This window comes from Streptomyces sp. NPDC047853 (genome assembly GCF_043204535.1).
Taxonomy (GTDB): domain Bacteria; phylum Actinomycetota; class Actinomycetes; order Streptomycetales; family Streptomycetaceae; genus Streptomyces.
The window spans coordinates 1-19,258 of sequence record NZ_JBIDCI010000031.1 but is presented as its reverse complement, the minus strand read 5'-3'; the positions used below and the strand labels follow the sequence as shown (position 1 = coordinate 19,258).

At 73.8% G+C, this 19,258-nt stretch carries 15 protein-coding genes and 1 pseudogene; 1 reads left to right on the top strand and 15 read right to left on the bottom strand.

Going from position 1 to position 19,258, the window contains the following annotated elements; all coding sequences use genetic code 11:
* The first annotated feature begins 14 nt into the window (after window positions 1-14).
* The gene (locus tag ACGF5T_RS34035; protein WP_356612962.1) at window positions 15-719 is read left to right on the top strand and encodes a gamma-glutamyl-gamma-aminobutyrate hydrolase family protein; all 705 of its coding nucleotides are present in this window, start codon (window positions 15-17) and stop codon (window positions 717-719) included.
* A gap of 280 nt (window positions 720-999) precedes the next feature.
* Here ACGF5T_RS34035 and ACGF5T_RS34030 read toward each other — a convergent pair whose 3' ends face one another.
* The 15 genes and pseudogenes from ACGF5T_RS34030 to ACGF5T_RS33960 all read right to left on the bottom strand — a co-directional run.
* On the bottom strand, window positions 1,000-2,514 hold the full coding sequence (locus tag ACGF5T_RS34030; RefSeq protein WP_366769244.1) for an FAD-dependent monooxygenase: 1,515 nt from the start codon (window positions 2,512-2,514) through the stop codon (window positions 1,000-1,002).
* 41 nt (window positions 2,515-2,555) lie between these two features.
* On the bottom strand, window positions 2,556-3,530 hold the full coding sequence (locus ACGF5T_RS34025; protein ID WP_366769245.1) for an alpha/beta hydrolase: 975 nt from the start codon (window positions 3,528-3,530) through the stop codon (window positions 2,556-2,558).
* Window positions 3,531-3,571: 41 nt separating this feature from the next.
* Window positions 3,572-4,408 carry an NAD(P)H-binding protein gene (locus ACGF5T_RS34020; protein WP_361019655.1) on the bottom strand — a complete coding sequence of 279 codons (837 nt, stop codon included), beginning with the start codon at window positions 4,406-4,408 and terminating at the stop codon, window positions 3,572-3,574.
* Window positions 4,409-4,604: 196 nt separating this feature from the next.
* Complete coding sequence (locus ACGF5T_RS34015; RefSeq protein ID WP_356612863.1) at window positions 4,605-6,065, bottom strand: FAD-dependent monooxygenase; 1,461 nt, start codon at window positions 6,063-6,065, stop codon at window positions 4,605-4,607.
* Between the two features lie 782 nt (window positions 6,066-6,847).
* Window positions 6,848-8,359: an MFS transporter gene (locus ACGF5T_RS34010; protein ID WP_356612864.1), complete on the bottom strand. Its 1,512-nt coding sequence runs from the start codon at window positions 8,357-8,359 to the stop codon at window positions 6,848-6,850.
* A gap of 164 nt (window positions 8,360-8,523) precedes the next feature.
* Window positions 8,524-9,222, bottom strand: coding sequence for a hemerythrin domain-containing protein (locus ACGF5T_RS34005; protein WP_366769247.1), 699 nt, complete (start codon window positions 9,220-9,222; stop codon window positions 8,524-8,526).
* Window positions 9,223-9,367: 145 nt separating this feature from the next.
* Window positions 9,368-10,930 (bottom strand): MDR family MFS transporter, encoded by a 1,563-nt coding sequence (locus ACGF5T_RS34000; protein ID WP_356612867.1) that lies wholly within the window; start codon window positions 10,928-10,930, stop codon window positions 9,368-9,370.
* A 40-nt stretch (window positions 10,931-10,970) separates the two neighbouring features.
* Entirely contained in the window at window positions 10,971-11,726 is a 756-nt protein-coding gene (locus ACGF5T_RS33995) for a response regulator transcription factor (RefSeq protein ID WP_392890218.1), read from the bottom strand.
* 168 nt (window positions 11,727-11,894) lie between these two features.
* A complete protein-coding gene (locus ACGF5T_RS33990) occupies window positions 11,895-12,299 on the bottom strand; it encodes a GNAT family N-acetyltransferase (RefSeq protein WP_356612868.1) in 405 nt (134 codons plus the stop codon).
* Window positions 12,283-13,569 (bottom strand): adenylosuccinate lyase, encoded by a 1,287-nt coding sequence (gene purB / locus ACGF5T_RS33985; protein WP_356612870.1) that lies wholly within the window; start codon window positions 13,567-13,569, stop codon window positions 12,283-12,285. The genes ACGF5T_RS33990 and purB overlap by 17 nt, the downstream gene beginning before the upstream one ends.
* Before the next feature lie 98 nt (window positions 13,570-13,667).
* Window positions 13,668-15,200 carry a glutamine synthetase family protein gene (locus ACGF5T_RS33980; RefSeq protein WP_356612871.1) on the bottom strand — a complete coding sequence of 511 codons (1,533 nt, stop codon included), beginning with the start codon at window positions 15,198-15,200 and terminating at the stop codon, window positions 13,668-13,670.
* 3 nt (window positions 15,201-15,203) lie between these two features.
* On the bottom strand, window positions 15,204-16,631 hold the full coding sequence (locus tag ACGF5T_RS33975) for an amidase family protein (RefSeq protein WP_356612873.1): 1,428 nt from the start codon (window positions 16,629-16,631) through the stop codon (window positions 15,204-15,206).
* Between the two features lie 131 nt (window positions 16,632-16,762).
* Window positions 16,763-18,673: a hypothetical protein gene (locus tag ACGF5T_RS33970; RefSeq protein WP_392890215.1), complete on the bottom strand. Its 1,911-nt coding sequence runs from the start codon at window positions 18,671-18,673 to the stop codon at window positions 16,763-16,765.
* Entirely contained in the window at window positions 18,670-18,996 is a 327-nt protein-coding gene (locus ACGF5T_RS33965) for a 4Fe-4S dicluster-binding protein (protein WP_053125832.1), read from the bottom strand. The genes ACGF5T_RS33970 and ACGF5T_RS33965 overlap by 4 nt, the downstream gene beginning before the upstream one ends.
* A gap of 46 nt (window positions 18,997-19,042) precedes the next feature.
* Window positions 19,043-19,258, bottom strand: a pseudogene (locus tag ACGF5T_RS33960) (hypothetical protein); the annotation flags it as partial.

Here is a 19,258-nt window from a genome sequence, read left to right as displayed (position 1 = left end):
GGGACGGCCGCACGATGACGCGACCCGTGGTGGCGGTGACCGCCGACGCGACGACAGTGAACTGGAACATCTGGGGCGACGTGGCGGTCTCGCTGCTGCCGCAGCCGTATCTGGACAAGGTGGCCCGCGCCGGCGGCGCCCCGGTGCTGCTGCCTCCGATCGTGGAGGCGGTCGAGGCGGTGATGGAGCGGGCGGACGCGCTGCTGATGAGCGGCGGCGCGGACATCGATCCGGCGCTGTACGGGGCCGAGCGGGAGAAGTTCACCTTCCCGCCGCACCAGGCGCGGGACGCGGCGGAGCTGGCCGCGCTGGCGGTGGCCGAGCGGCGCGGCATCCCGGTCCTGGCGGTGTGCCGGGGCCTGCAGCTGATCTCCGTCTCCCGGGGCGGCACGCTCGACCAGCACCTGCCCGAGCACTCCCCCGCCGTGCCGGGCCGCTACGAGCCGCGCACCATCCGGGTCAAGCCCGACTCCGTGCTGGGCGGGGCGATGGGAACCTCACCGACCGTGTACTGCCACCACCACCAGGGCATCGACCGGCTCGGGGCCGGGCTGGTGGCCACCGCCTGGTCGGACGACGGGATCATCGAGGGGGCGGAGGCCGAGGACCCCTCGGCGCCGTTCCTGGCGGGTCTGCAGGCGCACGGTGAACTCGGCGAGGACACCGTGCCGTTGTTCGAGGCGTTCATCGCGGCGGCCAAGGCCGGCCCCCGCACCTGACCGGTCCCCCTCCCCCCTCGGACGAGGGGGGAGGCACGAAATGGCTGCGGCCCGCGGCCCGCATGTGCGGGGCCGCGGGCCGCAGCCATTTCGTGCCGGTCGGCCGGGGGGCCGGTCCCAGTGAGCCACCGCACCGCACCGGCGGTGCGGGGGATGTGACCGTCGGACGGTGCGGTGGCGGCACCGGATGGGACCCGACCCCTCATCTGTCTGACGATGCGCGGCCCGCGGGTGTGACCGGAACGGCGAAACCGGCGGGAGAACCGTGCGCGCCCGGGCCTCAGACGCGGGCCGCGCCGACGGCCTGCGGCCGGCCGGCCGGATCCGCCGCCGTGCCGAACCAGCGCCCGAGCGCCTGGTCGAGCAGGTCCGCGCCGTCCGGGGCGGCCCAGGCCACGTGCCCGTCGGGGCGCAGCAGCACCGCGGCCGGGCGGTCGGGGCCGGCGGGCTCGGCCCAGTCGGCCTCGACCGTGCGCACCCGCTGCCCGTGTCCGGCGGCGGCCCGGCGCAGGTGGGCGGCGTCGGCGGCCGCGCCGGTCACCAGCAGCACGCCGCGGGCGGGGTAGAGCAGTTCGGCCACCGTGGTGCGGGTGCCGTCCGCGTGCAGCAGTTCGTGGCCGGGGGCCAGGCGCAGGCCCAGCAGCGGGTGGCTGCCGGGGCCCATGTCGTAGCGGATGTCGATGCCGGAGACGATGCCGGCCAGGTGGCGGGCCGCCTCGGGCAGGGCCACCAGTTCGCGCATGACGGCGCGCAGCGGCTCCATCTCGTCGCCGGTGAGGTAGAGGCGGGTCTGGGCGCGGGTGTTGCGCATCAGCTTCTGGCCGACCGGGTGGCGTTCGCTCTCGAAGGTGTCCAGGAGGCCCTCGGGTGCCCAGCCGTTGATGGCGGCGGCCAGCTTCCAGCCGAGGTTGGCGGCGTCCTGGACGCCGACGCTCATGCCCTGTGCGCCGGCCGGCATGTGGATGTGGGTGGCGTCGCCGGCGAGGAAGATCCGGCCGCTGCGGTAGTGCTCGGCCTGGCGGGTGGTGTCGGTGAAGGAGCTGATCCAGCGGACCTCCGCGTGGTGCAGCGACTCGCCGGTCATGCGCTGCCAGGCATCGGCGATGTCGCCGAACCTCAGGGCGCTCTTGTCCTCCGGCGGGCGCAGGCTCTCGTCGTGGATGACGATCCGGTCCACGCCGTTCTCCAGGTTGAACGCCATCACCATGCCGCCGGGCACCTTCTCCCCGATGGGCCGCTGGCGCACCCCCGCGCCGACCAGGTCGGCCATGTACATGCCGCGGGTGGCGCCCCAGCCGGGGAAGTCGATGCCCGCGAGGGTCCGCACGAGGCTGCGGGCGCCGTCGCAGCCGACCAGGTACTGGGCGCTGTCCTCGCCGTGGCCGTCCGGGCCCTCGTACTCGACGACGACGCCGTCGGGTGTCTGGCGGTAGCCGGTCACCTCGTGGCGGCGGTGTACGGGGACGCCCAGTTCCTTCAGCCAGTCCTCGAGGATCTCCTCGGTGCGGAACTGGGGGACGCCGCGGACGCTGAAGTGGTTGTCGTCCAGCTTGCCGAAGTCGATGCGTACGCCGCCGAAGTGGCCCTGGGCCCATTCGACGTCGCCGAAGCGGCGCAGCAGGCCGCGCTGCTCGAACACCTCGGCCGCCCGCCGGGTGAAGCCGACGCCGCGCGACTCCCCGCTGGGGCCGGGCAGCTTGTCGTAGACAGCGACGTCCACTCCGCCCAGCCGCAGTTCACCGGCGAGCATGAGCCCGACCGGGCCGGCGCCGACGACTATCGCGCCCTTTGCCATTTCGTACTCCTCATGCAGATGGATGTGTCCGGCGGGTGCCGTCAGCCGAAGAAGTCGCGCAGGGCCCCGGCGATGACGTCGGGTTCCTCCTCGGGCAGGTAGTGCACCGACTTCGAGGCGCGCACCATGCGCACGTCGGTGGCCTGCCCGGTCAGCTTGCGTTCCAGGTCCTCGTAGGTGTAGTTGCCGCCGATGCCCAGGACGGGCATGGTCAGCGTGGGGTAGCCGGCCAGGTCGGTGATGTCCTGGTGGCAGGCCTGGTACCAGCGGGTGCCGGCCCGCACGGCCTGCGGGCTGTCGTAGCGGTGCGCGAAGATGTCGCGGTCCCGGTCTGTGACCAGGCTCTGGTCGGCCAGGGAGTGGGCGTACAGCCAGTCGATGACGTGCCGCATGCGGCCGTGCATCAGCTGTTCGGGCAGCTGCTGGAGCTGGTTGACCGCCCACCACCACAGGGCTGTTTGGGTGCCCGGCCGGTACAGGATCCGCATCTCGTACTCGCTCTGGTCGGGGTGCGGGGTGTCCAGCAGCGCGACCTTGCGGGTGGCCTCGGGGTGGTTGGCGGCGAAGGCGAAGGCCACCATGGAGCCGATGTCGTGTCCGGCGATGTTGACCTGCCGGTGGCCCAGCTTGCGTACCAGGGCGTGCAGGTCGGCGGCCATGGTCTTCTTGTCGTAGCCGCCGGCGGGCTTGTCCGAGCCGCCCATGCCGCGCAGGTCGACGGCGATGACGCGGTAGCGGCGGGCGAGCTGGGGCATGACCTTGCGGTAGGCCCACCAGGTCTGCGGCCAGCCGGGCACCAGCAGCAGGGGCTCGCCGTGGCCGCCGCTGACGTAGTGCAGGCGCACGCCGCCCACGGTCGCATGCCGGCTGGTGAAGCCGCCGGGCAGCGAGCGGGCCAGTTCCCGGTCGGAGGGCACGGGGGCGGGGTGCGGGCCGGGGTGGGCGGGGGTGCCGGTGACGGCCAGGGCCGTCGCGCCCGTGCCCAGGGCGAGGATCTTTCGTCGGTTCAGCGTCATCTGCCCATGTCCTCGTGGGTTCGTGGCCGGGGTGGTCCGCGTCAGGGACGGAAGGCGTCGGCGTGCTGGGCCGCCCACTCGGTGAAGGGGCGGGCCGGGTGGCCGGTGAGCTGCTCGACGTGGTCGGTCAGCGCGACCGGCTCGGTGCTGGCCGCCCACAGCTCCAGCAGGGCGTCGGCGATGTCGTCGGGCATGAAGCCGGGCTTGTTGGCCCGCCACACCTGCGGCTCGATCCGCTCGACGGGGATGTCCCGGCCCGCGGCGGCGGCGATGATGCCCACGTGCTCGGCGAAGGTGAGGGACTGCGGGCCGGTGAGGTGGTAGGACCGGCCGCGCAGTGCGGGGTCGGTGAGGACCGCGCAGGCCGCCTCGGCGATGTCGCGCTCGTTGACCGGGTCGGCGTGGCTGTCGGGGTAGGGCAGGCCCACCGCGCCGCGCGCCTTGAGCGAGAAGGCCCAGGGCAGCGCATTGGAGGCCAGGGCGCCGCAGTTCAGGGGGGTGGAGGTGAGCGGGGAGGCGGCCAGGGCCTGTTCGACGGCGAGGTGGGGGGCGGCGATGGGGTCGTCGGCGGCACCGGGGCGCAGCACGGCGTCCGCCGACATGATCACGACGTGTTCAACGCCGGCCGCACAAGCCTGCTCGACGAAGGCGTCGACCGCGGCCGGCTCGCAGTACAGGAAGACGGAGTCGACCCCGTCGAGGGCGGGGGCGAAGTCGGCGGGGGTGTCGAGCGCGAGGCGTACGGTCTCGGTGCCGGCCGGCGGTGACAGCTTCTCGGGGTTGCTGGAGGCGGCGCGCACGGCGACACCCCGCTCGCGCAGGATCTGCACGAGCAGGGAGCCGACCTTGCCTCGGCTGCCGGTGACGAGGACGGTCATGACGGGGGCCTTTCCGGGGTCGGGGGGCGGGGGGCGGCCGTGCGGTGCGCCACCACGGCCGCAGCCGCGGCGACGGCTGCGGTTGCGGTTGCGGCGACGGCTGCGGCTGTGGCCGCGGTGGCGGTCGCGTCCGGCGGCAGGGGCAGGCCGGGGGCGAGCCGGCGGGGCGGCCCCGGGGCTGCGGGCCGGTGCCGGCTCACGCGGTGGCCGCGCCGAACCAGCGGGTGAGGGCGTCGTGCAGCTCGCCGCCGTCGGGGTCGGTCCACACGACGTGGCCGTCGGGGCGCACCAGCACCGCCTCGGGCCCGCCGTCCTCGCCCCAGGTGCCGGTGACGACGTCGACGCGGTCGGACCAGCCGGCGGCGGTCTTCTCGGCGGTGGCCGGCTCGCCGGTGCTGATGAGCACGCCGCGTGCGCCGTGCAGCAGTTCGGCGACGCGGGTGCGTTCGCCGCCGGCGCGGACCAGTTCGGTTTGCGGGGGCAGGCGCAGGCCCAGCAGCGGGTGCTCGCCCGCTGCGACGTCGTAGCGGATGTGCAGGCCGCTGACCTGGCCGGCCAGGTAGCGGGCGGCGTCGGGCAGCCGTACGAGTTCCCGCAGGACGGCGCGCAGCGGCTCCCCCTCGGGGCCGCTGAGGTAGAGCAGCGACTGGGCGTGGACGTTGCGCAGCAACTGCTCGCCCAGCGGGTGCCGTTCGCCGTGGTAGGTGTCCAGCAGGCCCTCGGGGGCCCAGCCGTTGATCGTGGCGGCGAGCTTCCAGCCGAGGTTCACGGCGTCCTGGATTCCGACGCTCACGCCCTGCGCGCCCAGCGGGGCGTGGTCGTGGGCGGAGTCGCCGGCCAGCAGGATCCGGCCGCTGCGGTAGCGCTCGGCCAGGCCGGTGGCGTTGGTGAGGGCGGTCATCCAGCGGGTGGTGCCGTGGTGGATGGACTCGCCGGTCAGGCGCTGCCAGGCGTCGGCGACCTCGGCGAAGGTCAGGGTGCCCTCGCCGTGGTGGGGGCGCACGCCCGGCTCGTGGATGACGATCCGGTCGTAGCCGTCGCCCAGGCCCACCGACAGGACCATGCCGCCGCCCTCGATGCGCTCGCCGATGGGCCGCGGGCGGATGTCGGCGCCGGTCACGTCGGCGAGGTACATGCCGCGGGTCGCCGCGTCGCCGGTGAAGGGGATGCCGGCCAGGCGGCGCACGGTGCTGCGGGCGCCGTCGCAGCCGATCAGGTACTGGGCGCTGTCCTCGCCGGGGCCCTGGGGGCCGTCGTAGTGCACCAGGACGCCGTCGTCGGTCTCCTGGAAGCCGGTGACCTCGCGGCCGCGGTGCACGGGCACGCCGAGGCGCTGAACCCAGTCGCCGAGCAGCTGCTCGGTGCGGGACTGGGGCAGGCCCATCACGCCGAAGTGGCTCTCCTCCAGCAGGGTGAAGTCGATGCGGACGCCGCCGTAGTGGCCGTGCTGGCCCCAGCGGAAGTCGCCCAGTTCGGTGAGCAGTCCGCGCTGGTCGAGGACCTCGGCGGTGCGGCTGGTGAAGCCCAGGCCGCGTGATTCCCCGCTGGGGGCGGGCAGTTTGTCGTAGACCACCACGTCCACGCCGCCGAGCCGCAGCTCGCCGGCGAGCATCAGGCCGACCGGCCCGGCGCCGACGACTATCGCGCCCTTTGCCATGACGTACTCCTCACGCAGATCGTTTGGGGACCGCTCCCGTGTGCGCGGCGGCAGCCAGGCACCAGCAAAGACCTCGTCGATCGAGCGGCGCTTCAGGCGGAGTGCAGGGCGTCTCAAAGGGCGGCCTGCCGCCCTGTGGGGGGCCCTGCCGGGCGGGGCGGGGCGGGGGCGCCGGCAGGGGTGTGACCTGGGCGGACGGCGGTGCGGGGCCCTGCCGGGGCGGGTGGCGCGAGGTCCCGGGGGCGGCGTGACGGCCGGGGGCTGAAGGTGCCACCGGTGCGGGGGGGCCGCTGCGGGGCGGGGCGCTCGCCGGGCGGGCGGGGCCGCCGCGGGCGCGGCGGTGCGGGGCCCTGCCGGGGCGGGTGGCGCGAGGTCCCGGGGGCGGCGTGACGGCCGGGGGCTGAAGGTGCCACCGGTGCGGGGGGGCCGCTGCGGGGCGGGGCGCTCGCCGGGCGGGCGGGGCCGCCGCGGGCGGGCGGCTGCCGGGGCCGTGCGGGTGCGGTCCGGGAAGTGCCGGGGCCGGCTTGGGGCCTTCAGGTGGGGGCGGCGGGAGTGCGGGGGTCTCGGCGCGGCGCGTGAGGGCCCGGGAGGGGTGCGGGGCCCGGTCTCAGGGCGGGGGCGGACGGCGCCGTGCCGGGGGTGCGGTGCGCCATGGCGGTCACGGGGGGGGCGGTGACGCCGTACGGGGTGCTCGGGGTGGTGTCGGGGCGCGGAACGGCCCCGCCGGTTCGGGGGATGGCCGGCGGGGCCGTGTCTGGGGGCCGGTGCGGCCCGGGGGTGGGTTACTTGTCGGCGTCGGCCTTGACCAGGGCGGGGCCCTCGCCGGCCTCGGCCGTCGGGTTGGAGCTCATGGACTGCTTGCCGCGCGGCATCATGAAGGTGACCACCAGCAGCGCGACCGTGCCGAGCAGGGCGCCCGAGAGGAACGCGTCGTGGTTGGCGGCCTCGTGGACCTTGGTGACCAGGCCGGGGTCGCCGCCGGTCGCGGCCATCTCGGAGCTCATGCCGCTGTAGGCGATGGTCGCCACGACGGCCAGGCCGAGCGCGCCGCCGGCTTCCTGGCTGGTGTTGATCAGGCCGGCGCCGACGCCGGCGTCCTCGTCGGTGACTCCGACGAACGCGGCGATCTGCAGGGTCACGAAGACCATGCCGCAGCCGAGGCCGAGCAGGATGAACGGGGCCAGCAGGTCGACCGCGTAGCTGCCGTCGGCCGGGGCCCGCCACATCAGCAGCAGACCGGCGACCGTGAGCGTGAGGCCCAGCATCACGACCGGGCGGGCCGCCATCTTGGTGACCAGGGCGGAGGCGATGCCGGCGCCGGCCGCGACGGAGAACGCGAGCGGCACGTAGGCGAAGCCCGCCTTGAGGGGCGAGTAGCCGAACGCCTGCTGCATGAAGAGGCTGGCGAAGAAGAACAGCGAGCCGAAGGTGCCGAAGACCAGCACGGCGGAGATGTTGGCGACGCGCATGGTCTTCAGGCGGAAGATGCGCAGCGGCATCATCGGGGAGGCGACCTTGGCCTCGATGACGACGAAGGCCGTCAGCAGGGCGGCGACGCCGACCAGCGAGCCGATGGTGCGGAAGGTGTCCCAGCCGACGGTGGTGGCCTCACCCAGGGTGAAGATCAGCAGCAGCAGGCCGGCGGTGAGGGTGACCGCGCCCAGGGTGTCGAACTTGCCGCGGGTCTCGGCCTTGCTCTCGGGCAGGATGCGCGGCGCCAGCGCGGCGGCGGCCAGGCCGATCGGCACGTTGATCCAGAAGATCCACTCCCAGCCCCAGGTGTCGGCGAGGACGCCGCCGAGGATCACGCCGACGATGGAGGCGATGCCGGACAGGGAGCCCCACACGCCCAGTGCCTTGTTGCGCTCGGGGCCCTCGGCGAAGGTGTTGGTCAGGATCGCCAGGGCGGCGGGGGTGATCAGTGCCGCACCGAAGCCCTGGACGGCGCGCGAGACGATGAGCATCGTGCCGCTGTCGGCGAGGCCGGAGGTGAGCGAGGCCAGGGCGAAGATGAGGAAGCCGACCTGGATGAGCCGGCGGCGGCCGAAGGTGTCCGCCAGGCGTCCGCCCAGCAGCAGGAAGCCGCCCAGGACGGTCGCGTAGGCCGTGACGATGTAGTTCAGGCTGACCTCGGACATGCCGAGGCCTTCCTGGATGGAGGGCAGGGCGAGGTTCACGATCGACACGTCGGTGAAGACCATGAACTGGCCCATGCAGACGAATGCCAGGATCAGTCCGGGGCTGAGGCCCGCCCCTGGTGCTGACCGGGCCGTGGTGGCGTCGGAGGCAGCCATCGATTAACTCCTCAAGAAGGTGCAGGATCGGGTCATCGAACGCGGTTCCACCCGCCAGAGCGGTGCTGGTGGGAGCCGCTGGGACAGCCGCCGGAGGAGGTTCCGGCGGCCGGAGTGGGCGTCCGTCGGTGCTTTGACGAACGGGGACCGGTGGATGTGACCGGTCAGCTGGAAATTCCTGCGGGCCCACCCCGCAGTCCCTGGGCGCTGTCCTCGTAGCGGCTGGTCATCTGGGGTTGGGCGGCACGCAGCTGCGGCGGGAAGTTCTCGATGAGCAGGTCCCGGCCGCGGGCCGGCTCGGGGTCGTCGAGCAGCCCGAACAGGAAGTGCACGCCGAAGCGGGGCGATCCCTGGATGAACGCCTCGCGCAGCCGGTCGATGTCGTCCTCGGGGACCTGCGGGAACAGGTCCTCCACCACGGCCTCCTCGGCGCTCAGGTGGGTGTCGAGGACCTCGTGGACCTGCCGGGCGGCCTCGGCGCCCGCGCGGGCGCCGTCCGTCCCTGCGCTGTCCCACCCGGCCGCGCCGGCCGCCGCGAGGTCGTCGATGGCCCGCTGAAGGGCGTTCAGCCTCCCGTCGAGGACCACGTGGTCGTCCGAGAGCTCCTTGAGCTGTGCGTGGGCTTCGGGGTACAGCCCCTGGAGCACGGGCCAGAACAGGTCGTCCTCCGCCTTGTGGTGGGCGTGGGTGAAGGCGAGCAGCCACCTGCCGGCGTCGGCCAGGGTCGCGGTGTCGACGCGGTGGCCGTCGGCGAGGCGCTCGTAGGCGTCCACGACCAGGCGGGTGCCGCGTCGCAGCACCGCGTGGATCGCGACGAACTCCTCGTACATGCGGGCGCCCGGGCTCTGCACCGGATCGCTCATGGAAACTCCCGTTTCGCAGGGGCAGGCCATGGCCGGCACGGAATTCCGGTTCGGTTCCGTGGGCCGCGGCCAGTACACCGGAGCGCGGACGAAGTGGCCTTGAGGAATGCTGGAGAGCGCGGGAGGGCGGCTTCCGCCGTCTCCGTCAGCGGCTGCCGTCCGGTTGCGGGCGGGCGGGCCGTGCGGGGCCCGGTGCCGCCCGGCGCAGGGCGACCTCGCGCACCAGCAGTGCGGCGGCGCACACGGCGGCGGCGGCGACCGCGCTGACCAGGAACGCGGTGTGGGTGCCGGCGGCGGTGGCGTGGCGGTAGGCCTCGTACAGGGCGGGTTCGAGGCGCTCGAGGCTGGCCGCGTCCAGCTGGGCGTTGTCCAGGGCGGGGCGGCCGGGGGCGCGCTCGGCCATCACCTGCTGCACCTCGCGGTTGAACAGGGTGCCCATGAGCGCGACGCCCAGGCAGCTGCCCAGGGTGCGGAAGAGGGTGATCGCCGCGGACGCGGCGCCCAGGTCGCGGTTGTCGACGCTGTTCTGGGCGACGACGGTGACGATCTGGGTGAGGAAGCCCAGGCCGGCGCCGAGCACCGCCATGTACAGGGCGGCGGTGGGCCGGGAGGTGGTGGTGTCCATGCGCGACAGCAGCCAGGTGCCGGCGGTCAGCAGGGCGCCGCCGGCCACCGGGAACATCTTGTAGCGGCCGCTGACGGTGGCGGTGCGGCCGGCCGCCAGCGAGGTGGCGATCATCGCGGCCAGCATCGGCAGGAGCAGCAGTCCGGAGTTGGTCGCCGAGGCGCCCTGGACGGCCTGCTGGTACAGCGGCAGGTAGAGCAGGGCGCCGAAGAGCACGAAGCCGGTCAGGAAGCCGATGACGGACATCAGGGTGAAGTTGCGGACGCGGAACATGTGCGGCGGCATGATCGGGTGCTCGGTGTGGCGCTGGCGGTGCACGAAGGCCCACAGGGACGCGCCGGCGGTGGCGGCGAGGGCGAGGGTGGGGGCGGAGTCCCAGGCGTGGCGGGTGCCGCCCCAGGTGGTGAGGAGGACGGCCGCGGTGATGCCGGTCATCAGCAGGGCGGCGCCCAGGTGATCCACGCGGGCGGTGGAGCGGCGTTCGGGCAGCCGCAGCAGCAGCCAGATCATGGCCAGGGCGAGCAGGCCCAGGGGCAGGTTGAGGTAGAAGGCCCAGCGCCAGCCGGCGTGGTCGGTGACGGCGCCGCCGGCCAGGGGGCCGCCGATCATCGCGATCGCCATGGCCGCGGAGATCATGCCCTGGTAGCGGCCGCGTTCGCGGGGCGGGACGAGTTCGGCCACGGTCGCCATGACACCGGCCACCAGGCCGCCGGCGCCCAGTCCCTGCAGGGCGCGGAAGCCGATGAGCTGGCCCATGCTCTGGGCGGCGCCGCTGAGTGCGGAGCCGGCGAGGAAGACGGCGATCGCGGTGAGCAGGGTGCCCTTGCGGCCGCGGGTGTCGCCCAGGCGGCCCCACAGGGGGGTGGAGGCGGCGGTGGCCAGGGTGTAGGCGGTGACCACCCAGGAGACGTGTTCCAGGCCGCCGAGTTCGGCGGTGACGGTGGGCACGGCGGTGGCGACGATCATGTTGTCCAGCTGGGAGAGCATCATCGCGAGCATCAGCGGGACGAGCAGGACGCGCACCGAGCGGGGGTGCGGCAGGCGGCGGGCGGCCGCGGCGGGGGTTTCGTCGAAGGTGGTCACCGTGTCCCCCGGCCCGGGCAGGTGCGGGCGGGTGCGGTGGTTATCCGGCGCCCAGTTTGAATCCGACGCCGCGGACGGTGACGATCCAGCCGCTGCCGCCGAGTTTGCCGCGCAGGCTGCTGACGTGGGTGTCGACGGTGCGCTGGGACCAGGAGTCGCCCCAGACCTGTCTGAGGAGCTGTTTGCGCGGGATGACGGTGTCGGGGTGCGAGGCGAGCAGACACAGCAGATCGAACTCCTTGCGGGTCAGCGGTATCCCGCTGCCGTCCACGGTGACCTCGCGGGAGTTGACGTCGATGTGCAGGCGTCCGCGGCGGATGTGCCGGCGGGCGGCCGGCTGCCAGTGGGCGCGGCGCATGACGGCCTCGATGCGGGCCATCAGTTCACGCAGCCCGTAGGGCTTGGTCACGTAGTCGTCGGCGCCGGCCTGGAGGCCCAGGACGCAGTCCAGTTCGGACTGGCGGGCGGTGACGATGACGACGGGCACCCGGCTGACGGCGCGGATGGCGCGGCACACCTCCAGCCCGTCCAGGTCGGGCAGTTCGAGGGCCAGCAGGACCAGGTCGGCGTCGGCGTGGGCCTGCAGGGCCTGGCCGCCGCACTGCACGGCGAGGGGTTCGTGGCCGTAGCGGCGCAGCTGGGTCACCAGGGAGTCGGCGGGGTCGACGTCGGCGTCCACGACGAGGATGCGGCGGCCGCCGGGGGCCGGGGGTGGCGCGCCGTCCTGGGCCAGCCGGATCAGCTGCGCCGCGGGTGTCCGCAGGTCCGGCATCGTCGGTAGCGACATCTGGCTCATGCCTCCCCCAAAGGTCATGCACGTCCGTGGGCGGGGTGCCAGGGACCGGCCCCCGAGAGGTCCGGTCCCTGTCGTACACCCCACCTGGACGCTACAAACCGGTGGTCGAGCCCCGGTACAGGCTGGGGCCGAAAAGCGTGGAGGGGCGGGCGGGGTGCCGGGTGGCCGTCACGGGTTGAGGACCCAGGCGGAGTTGTGCCGGGTGAAGCCGATGTGGGGGTAGTAGTCGGTGGCGGCGGGCGCCGACAGCAGCACGATCTTGGCTGTGGGGGCTTCCTTGCGGGTGGCGTCGATCAGGGCGCGGCCGATGCCGGAGCGCTGGAGGCGGCCGGTGACGGCGATGTCGGACAGGTAGGTGACGTAGGAGAAGTCGGAGACGCTGCGGGCGATGCCCAGCAGGGTGCCGTCGGTGTCGCGGGCGACGAGGACGAGGTTGGCGCCGGCGAGCATGGCGGCCATGCGGTCGCGGTCCTCGACGGGCCGGCGCTCCCCCAGTCCGGACGAGCGGTAGAGGGCGAGCACCTCGTCCAGGTCCAGGTCCTTGCCTTCGGTCCGCTCAGTCGTCCAGTTCACGGAGGGTCTCCAATCGGGTGCGGATCACGTCGTGCCGGGTGAGGAAGCGCTCGGGTTCGAGGCTTCCGGGATCGATGCCCTGGCGGGCCAGGCCGGCGGTGAAGTGCTCGCCGGTGGTGAGGGTGTGGGTGGCGGCGGCCTGCACCGACCGGTAGGCGTGTTCGCGTTCCACGCCGCGGGTGAGCAGGTCGGCCAGGATGCGGGAGCTGTGGACGAGGCCGTCGGTGGTGTCGATGTGGGCGCGCATCCGGTCGCCGTGCACGGTGAGGGAGTCGACGAGGTCGGTGGCCGCGACCGTCTGGAAGTGTCCCACGGACAGGCTGTCGGGCAGGATGACGCGTTCCACGGACTGGTGGGCGAGGTCGCGTTCGTGCCACAGGGCGACGTTCTCCAGGGCGGTGTCGGCGTAGCCGCGCAGCAGCCGGGCCAGTCCGCACAGCCGTTCGCTGGTGGTGGGGTTGCGTTTGTGGGGCATGGCGCTGGAGCCCTGGTAGGCGCCGGTGCGGTGTTCTTCGACCTCGCGGACCTCGGTGCGCTGCAGCAGGCGCATCTCGAGGGCGATCTGTTCGATGCAGGCGCCGAGCGCGGCGACGGCCTGCATGAGCTGGGCGTGCCGGTCGCGGGCGACGACCTGGCTGGGTACGGGTTCCACGCCCAGGCCCAGGCTGTCGCAGACGTGGCGTTCGACGGCGGGGTCGATGAGGGCGTAGGTGCCCACGGAGCCGGAGACGGTGCCGACGGCGACGGCTTCGCGGGCGGCGGTGAGCCGGGCCAGGGAGCGGTGGACGGCGAAGGCGTGGACGCCGAGTTTGTGGCCGAAGGTGGTGGGTTCGGCGTGGACGCCGTGGGTGCGGCCCACCATGGCGGTGTCCCAGTGTTCCAGGGCCCGGGTGACCAGGGTGGTGCGCAGGCGGCGGGCGGCGGCCAGCAGCAGGTCGGTGGCGCGGGCCAGGGTGTGGCCCAGGGCGGTGTCGACGAGGTCGTAGCTGGTCATGCCGTGGTGGACCCAGCGGGCGGAGTCCTCGGGGATGTCCTCGCAGTAGGCGGCGAGGAAGGACAGGACCTCGTGGTCGCGTTCCTTCTCGATCTCGGCGACGCGTGCGGCCAGCGGTACCCGGGCGCGGCGCATGTCCTCAACAGCCCGCTCGGGTACCAGGCCCAGGCGGGCCTGGGCCTGGGAGGCGAGGATCTCGACCTTGACCCAGGTCGCGTAGCGGGACTGGTCCGCGAAGAGGTCGGCCATCTCGGGCAGCGTGTAGCGAGGGATCATCGGGTGGCCTTCGTCGAGGGAGGGGTGGACGGGAGCCGCACGGGGGCCGGGCGCCGGGCGGGTGCCGGGCGCCGGGCGGGCGTCGGGCGGCCGGGGGGTCAGTAGGCGCCGAAGTACTCACGCTGTTCCCAGTCGGTGACCTGGCCGGGGTCGGGGGTGTGGGCGTCGCTCCAGGCGGTGAAGCGGCTCAGTTCGCTCTCCTTGAGCTTGGTCATGCAGGCGGCCAGGGGCGCTCCCAGGACCTGGCCGGCGCGGCCGGCGCGGAAGGCGTCCAGGGCCTCGGCCAGCGACTGGGGCACGGTCTGCGGCTGGGCCGGGCCGCCGGCCTCGTCCTGCCCGCCGGGGGCGGTGGGCGCCTGGGGGGCGGCGGGCTGGGCCTGCAGGCCTTCGAGGCCGGCGAAGAGCTGGGCGGCGATGTTCAGGTAGGGGTTGGCGCAGGGTTCGCCCATGCGGTTCTCGATGTGGGCGCCGGCGCCGCTGCCCACCACGCGCAGCATGGCGGTGCGGTCCTCGAAGCTCCAGCCCAGGCGGGTGGGGGCCAGGGCGTGTTCGGCGGCCAGGCGCCGGTAGCCGTTGACGGTGGGCACGGACAGCAGGAACAGTTCGCGGGCCCAGCTCAGCAGCCCTTCGGCGTAGGACTTCCCGCTGGGTGACAGGCCGCCGGACAGGCCCTCGGCGCTGAAGACGTTGCGGCCGGTGGTGGTGTCCACGACCGACTGGTTCAGGTGCCAGCCGCTGGGGTCGGCGGCGTCCAGCAGGGGCTGGGACATGAAGGAGGCGTGGTGGCCGCGGCGGGCGCAGTACCGCTTGGTGACGGTGCGGAACAGCAGCATCGCGTCGGCGGTGTCCAGGGCGGACATGGGGCTGAAGGTGGTCTCGACCTGGCCGGGGCCCGACTCGTGCTCCATCGACCGCAGCGGCAGCCCGAGCTTTTGCAGGTACAGGCCGAGCGGGCCGGTGATGGGGGCGACGGTGTCGTAGGCGGCGTCGAGGTTGAACTGGTAGCCGGCGTTGACCGCGGCCACGCGCGGTGCCCGGCCCTGGAGTCCGAAGCCGTTGCCCTGGTTGCCGGGCTCGTCGTCCAGGCGGCGGGTGAGGTACCACTCGACCTCCAGGCCCAGGACGGGCTGCAGGTCCAGTGCGGTGTAGCGCTGAAGGACGCGGCGCAGCACGGCCCGGGAGGACAGCGGGTGGGGGGTGCCGTCGCGCAGGTACTCGTCGCCCAGGACCCAGGCGGTGCGCGGGCCGCGGCCGGGCAGAACCTGGAAGGTGACGGGGTCGGGCACGAGGACGAAGTTGCCGGCGCCGGAGATCTCGTCGACGCCGATGCCGTGCTCGCCCAGGAAGTCGACGGCGACGGCGTGTCCGGTGTCGAACAGGAACGGGCCGGGGCTGAAGTTCATGCCGTTGCGCAGCACGGTGCGGAAGGCGTCGGTGGTGAGGGTCTTGGAGCGGGCCAGACCGTGCGGGTCGCCGAAGACGAGGCGGACGAAGTCGACGTCGTCCAGGGCGGCTTCGACGCGTTCGGCGGCGGCGAGGCGCTCCTCGTCCCACAGTTGGTGGTCGGTGACGAAGGACGGGCGCCCGACGCTGCCGTCGCTGACGGGCGTGGACCATGACCGGGCATACATGGTTCAGGACGTCCTTTCGCCGGTGGAGGCGGTGGTGGCGGTGGTGGCGGTGGTGGCGGGAACGAGGTGGGCCGTGGGCGGCTGCGGAAGCGGTGCGAGCATCGCCTCCAGGCGGCGGGCCACGGTCAGGACGAGGTCGTCGGCGCCGACCGGGCCGACGAGTTGCACCCCGGCCGGCAGTCCGGCCGAGGTGAGTCCGGCGGGCAGGGACGCGGCGGGCTGGCCGGTCATGTTGTACGGGTAGGAGGCGGGCGCCCACGCCAGCCACAGCAGGTCGCGGGCGTCGGCGGCCCAGTGGGGGCCGATGGCGGTGGCGTCGAAGGGTTCGACGGGCACGGTGGCCATGGCGAGCAGGTCGTAGTTGTCCATGACCGAGCGCAGGGTGGCGCGCAGGTTCTGGCGGATCTCCTCGGCCTGGATCACGGCGACGCCGCTGAGGGTGCGTCCGTGGCGCACGACGTGCAGGCGGCCGGGGTCGATGAGGGCCTCGTCCTGGGGGCGGGTGCCGGCGGCCTCGTTGGCGGCGAGGATGTCGACGACGGCCGGGTAGAGGTTGTTGCAGCGCACCTCGACCTCGTCGACGTGGTGGCCCTCTTCCAGGAGCACCTCGCGGGCGGTGTCGGTGACGCGGCGTATCTCCGGGTCGGTGCCCTCGTACTCGATCCAGCCGATGCGCAGGGAGCGCATGTCGCGCGGGGAGTCCAGCGAGCCGAGCCCGGAGTCGGGGTCGGTGGGGTGGGGGCCGGCGATGACCTGGCCCAGCAGCGCGGCGTCGGCGACGGAGCCGGCCAGGGGCCCCTGGTGGGCGAGGCGGTCGGCGCCGTTGGGGTAGTAGGGCACGCGGCCGTAGGAGGGCTTGTAGCCGACGACGCCGCAGAACGCGGCGGGGATGCGGATCGATCCGGAGCCGTCGGTGCCCAGCGCGCCCTCGCACAGGCCGGCGGCGACGGCGGCGGCGGCCCCGCCGCTGGAGCCGCCGGCGGTCAGCCGCGGGTCGTAGGGGTTGCGGGTGGGCGGGGCGACACGGCCCACGGTGGAGGCGCTCCAGCCGAACTCGGAGGTGCTGGTCTTGCCGACGACGATCGCGCCGGCCGCGCGCAGCCTCGCCACCGCCGGGGCGTCCTGCGCGGGCCGGGTGTTGGGCAGCAGGGAGCCGCGCGTGGTGGGCAGGTCGCGGGTCTGCAGCAGGTCCTTGACGGAGACCGTCACTCCCAGCAGCGGCATGTCCCACCAGGCCTCGCGGCCGCGTTCGCGGATCAGGGCGTCCGCGTGCTCGGCGGCCCTGAGCGCCTCCTCGCCGGCGACGGCCACGTACGCGTCCAGGTGGTCGCGTTCGCGGACGGCCGCCAGCACGTCCTGGACGTGTTCGACGGCGGTGAGCTCCCGGCGGGACAGCAGTTCCTTGGTCCGGCGGATGCCGCGGGCGGTCATCGCTCACTCCTTCTGCTCCTGTGCTGCCGCGGGGCATTCAGGGGCGCTGCGGACGGTGCTCGTCGAGGAGGGGGCCGGTGCCCGGCGGGGCGGGGGAAGGACCCGCCGGGCGGCCCGTGGGGCGCGACCGTTCAGGACGCGCGGCTGGCGGGGGTGTCCTGGCCGGTGACGGCCGACCAGTGCCACGGGGAGTCGAACGCGGTGATCTCCGGTCCCGCTCCGGCCGCGGCCAACTCCGCGGCCAGGCCCGTGGCCCGGCCGGTGAACGCCGACACCCGGTGCGCGGCGAGCAGGTCCTGCTCGTCGAAGGGGTCGCCGTCGCAGCGCAGCAGCCGCAGGTCGACGAAGCCGTTGAAGCGCCGCCCGTCGACCACGACGGACTGCGGGGAGCGGATGGAGAACCGCACGTGGTTGTTGACGTGCCCGTGGTGGTGCTGGTCGGAGTAGAAGGCGACGTCCGGGATGGTGGGCGGCACGAAGTGGTCGCGGTCGATCACCTCGGGGCCCTTGGGCAGGTTCCCGGCGATGAAGTGCCAGGAGTTGTACTGCATGCGCGAGGACATCGCCCAGGCGGCGTCGGCCAGGGCGGCGGTGGAGCCGCCGAAGTGCCGGGCGGCGGAGGGGTGGGGCACCACACAGCAGAAGAAGCGGGTGATCTCCCAGTCGCAGATCTCCGCCCACCGCTGCTCGCGCAGCGCGCTGATCAGGTCGGGCAGGGACCGCATGCCCCGGCTCATCGCGAAGTCGGCGTCGAAGGCGTCGGTGGCGGCCGCCGCCGACTCGAAGACCAAAGACTCCAGGCCGGTGCCGAAGCCGCCGTGCGGGGCGCTGAGCCAGGTAGGGTCGGCGGCCAGGGCCCGGCCCAGGTCCTGAAGGGTGTCACCGGCCAGCGGCAGCCGGGCGGTCAGCCGGGCCACCACCGCCTCCTCACGCGAGCGGGCGCCGTCGGCGTAGGGCCGCGCCACCTTCTCGATCTTGTGCATGAGGGCGCCGTGGATCTCGCGGTAGAGCTGCGCGCCGGTGGCGACCTCCGCGCGGTGGGCGCGCAGGTTCCGGGCCAGCTCGTCGAGGTCGGCGACCTGGGCGGTGGGGGCGGGCGGCACCTGCTCGCGGCCCAGCGCGGCGTTGTAGCCGACCCGGATGCGTTCCAGCATGTGGGCGAGGTGGTCGACGGTGAGCTGGGTGCCGTTGGCCTCCTCGACACGGCCGGGGCCGGCCGAGCGCACCAGGAGGGTCAGCCCGACCAGCAGCTGCACGTCGTGGTCGGACCACAGCTCCAGCGGCAGTCCCTGGAGGCTGCTGAGGGAGCAGTCGGGGTGGCCCGGCCACAGCGTCTTGCCGGTGAGGGTGTTGTGGTCGCGGAAGTTCGTGTACTGCCGGCCCTGCTGGTAGAGGACGAACGGCGCGGTGCGCAGCGCCGCCTCCTTGGCCTGCTCCAGCAGCGTCTCGCGGCCCTGCTCGCCCTGTGCCTCCAGCCAGGCGCGGCAGTCGGCGACGGTCTCGGCGACGCGGGCCTCGGCCCGTTGCAGGTACTCCCGGTAGGCGTCCAGGTCGGCCTGCGTCCAGGGCACGCGGCGCACCCCGCCGACCAGCTGGTCGGCCTTCAGCGGCGCCTGCGAGGGCACGCGCAGCACGACCCGCCCGCTGGTGGCCAGGGCGATCTCGCCCCAGAAGACCGGCTCCCCCGCGCCCGGCGCGTGCGGGGCGGCGGTGGCGGTCTCCTGGGCGCGCCACGTCAGGCCGCACAGGACGGCCAGCGCCGCCTCCTCAGGGGCGCTGAGCGCACGCAGCTGGACGTCGGCCGGTACGTGGCCGTCCAGGGTGAGCAGCACCTCGGTGAACGAGCGCAGGTCGTCGGCTTGTTCGGCGCGCTGCCAGGCCCGCTTGAGCAGGCCCGGGAAGCCGGCGTCGGCCTCACGGACCCGGTCGGGCTTGAGCGTGGCGCCCGCGACCAGGCCCAGCCGGCTGGGCCGGCGGCTGACCCGCTTCCTGGCGTTGGCGGCGCGGCGGGATTCCCCCCGCTCGGGCAAGGCACTCATCATGCACCCTTTGCGGTGAGCTCGATGTGGTTCCACATGGCGTCGTCGGTCGGCGTCCAGTCCTCGTCCACGTAGATGCAGTCCACGGGGCACTCCAGCACGCAGGCCGGGCAGCCCGAGCACAGCTCGGGGATGATCACTACGTCCAGGCCGCGGTCGAAGATGGCACCGAACTCCGCGGGGCAGCTGCGCAGGCACGTGTCGCACGTGATGCACTCGGACTTCTCGATGCGCCGCGGCGGCTTCTTCCAGGCGTCCGAGCGGTCGCGCTGGGCGATCCGCTCGGCGCGACCGGACAGCGCGGCCGGCGAAGCGATTTTTTTCATGAGCTCGGACCCCTTTGGGTGAGTCTTCTGGCCACAACCGGGATGCTCAGATGCTCGTGCGGCCCTCTCGACCGGCCCCTGAGCGCTGATGGGAACCGGGTCGAGCCCGCCCGGTGGGCGGCTTCCCGCCAGGAGCGAGTCCGGCGAGCCGGAGCAGGAGTTGTTTGACGTCGGTGGCTTCGATGCGGTCGCCGAGGGCGCGGGGGGTGGAGCAGATGAGGAGCGGGCCTTCGTCGTCGCTTGCGGGGAGGCGGCCGTGGCT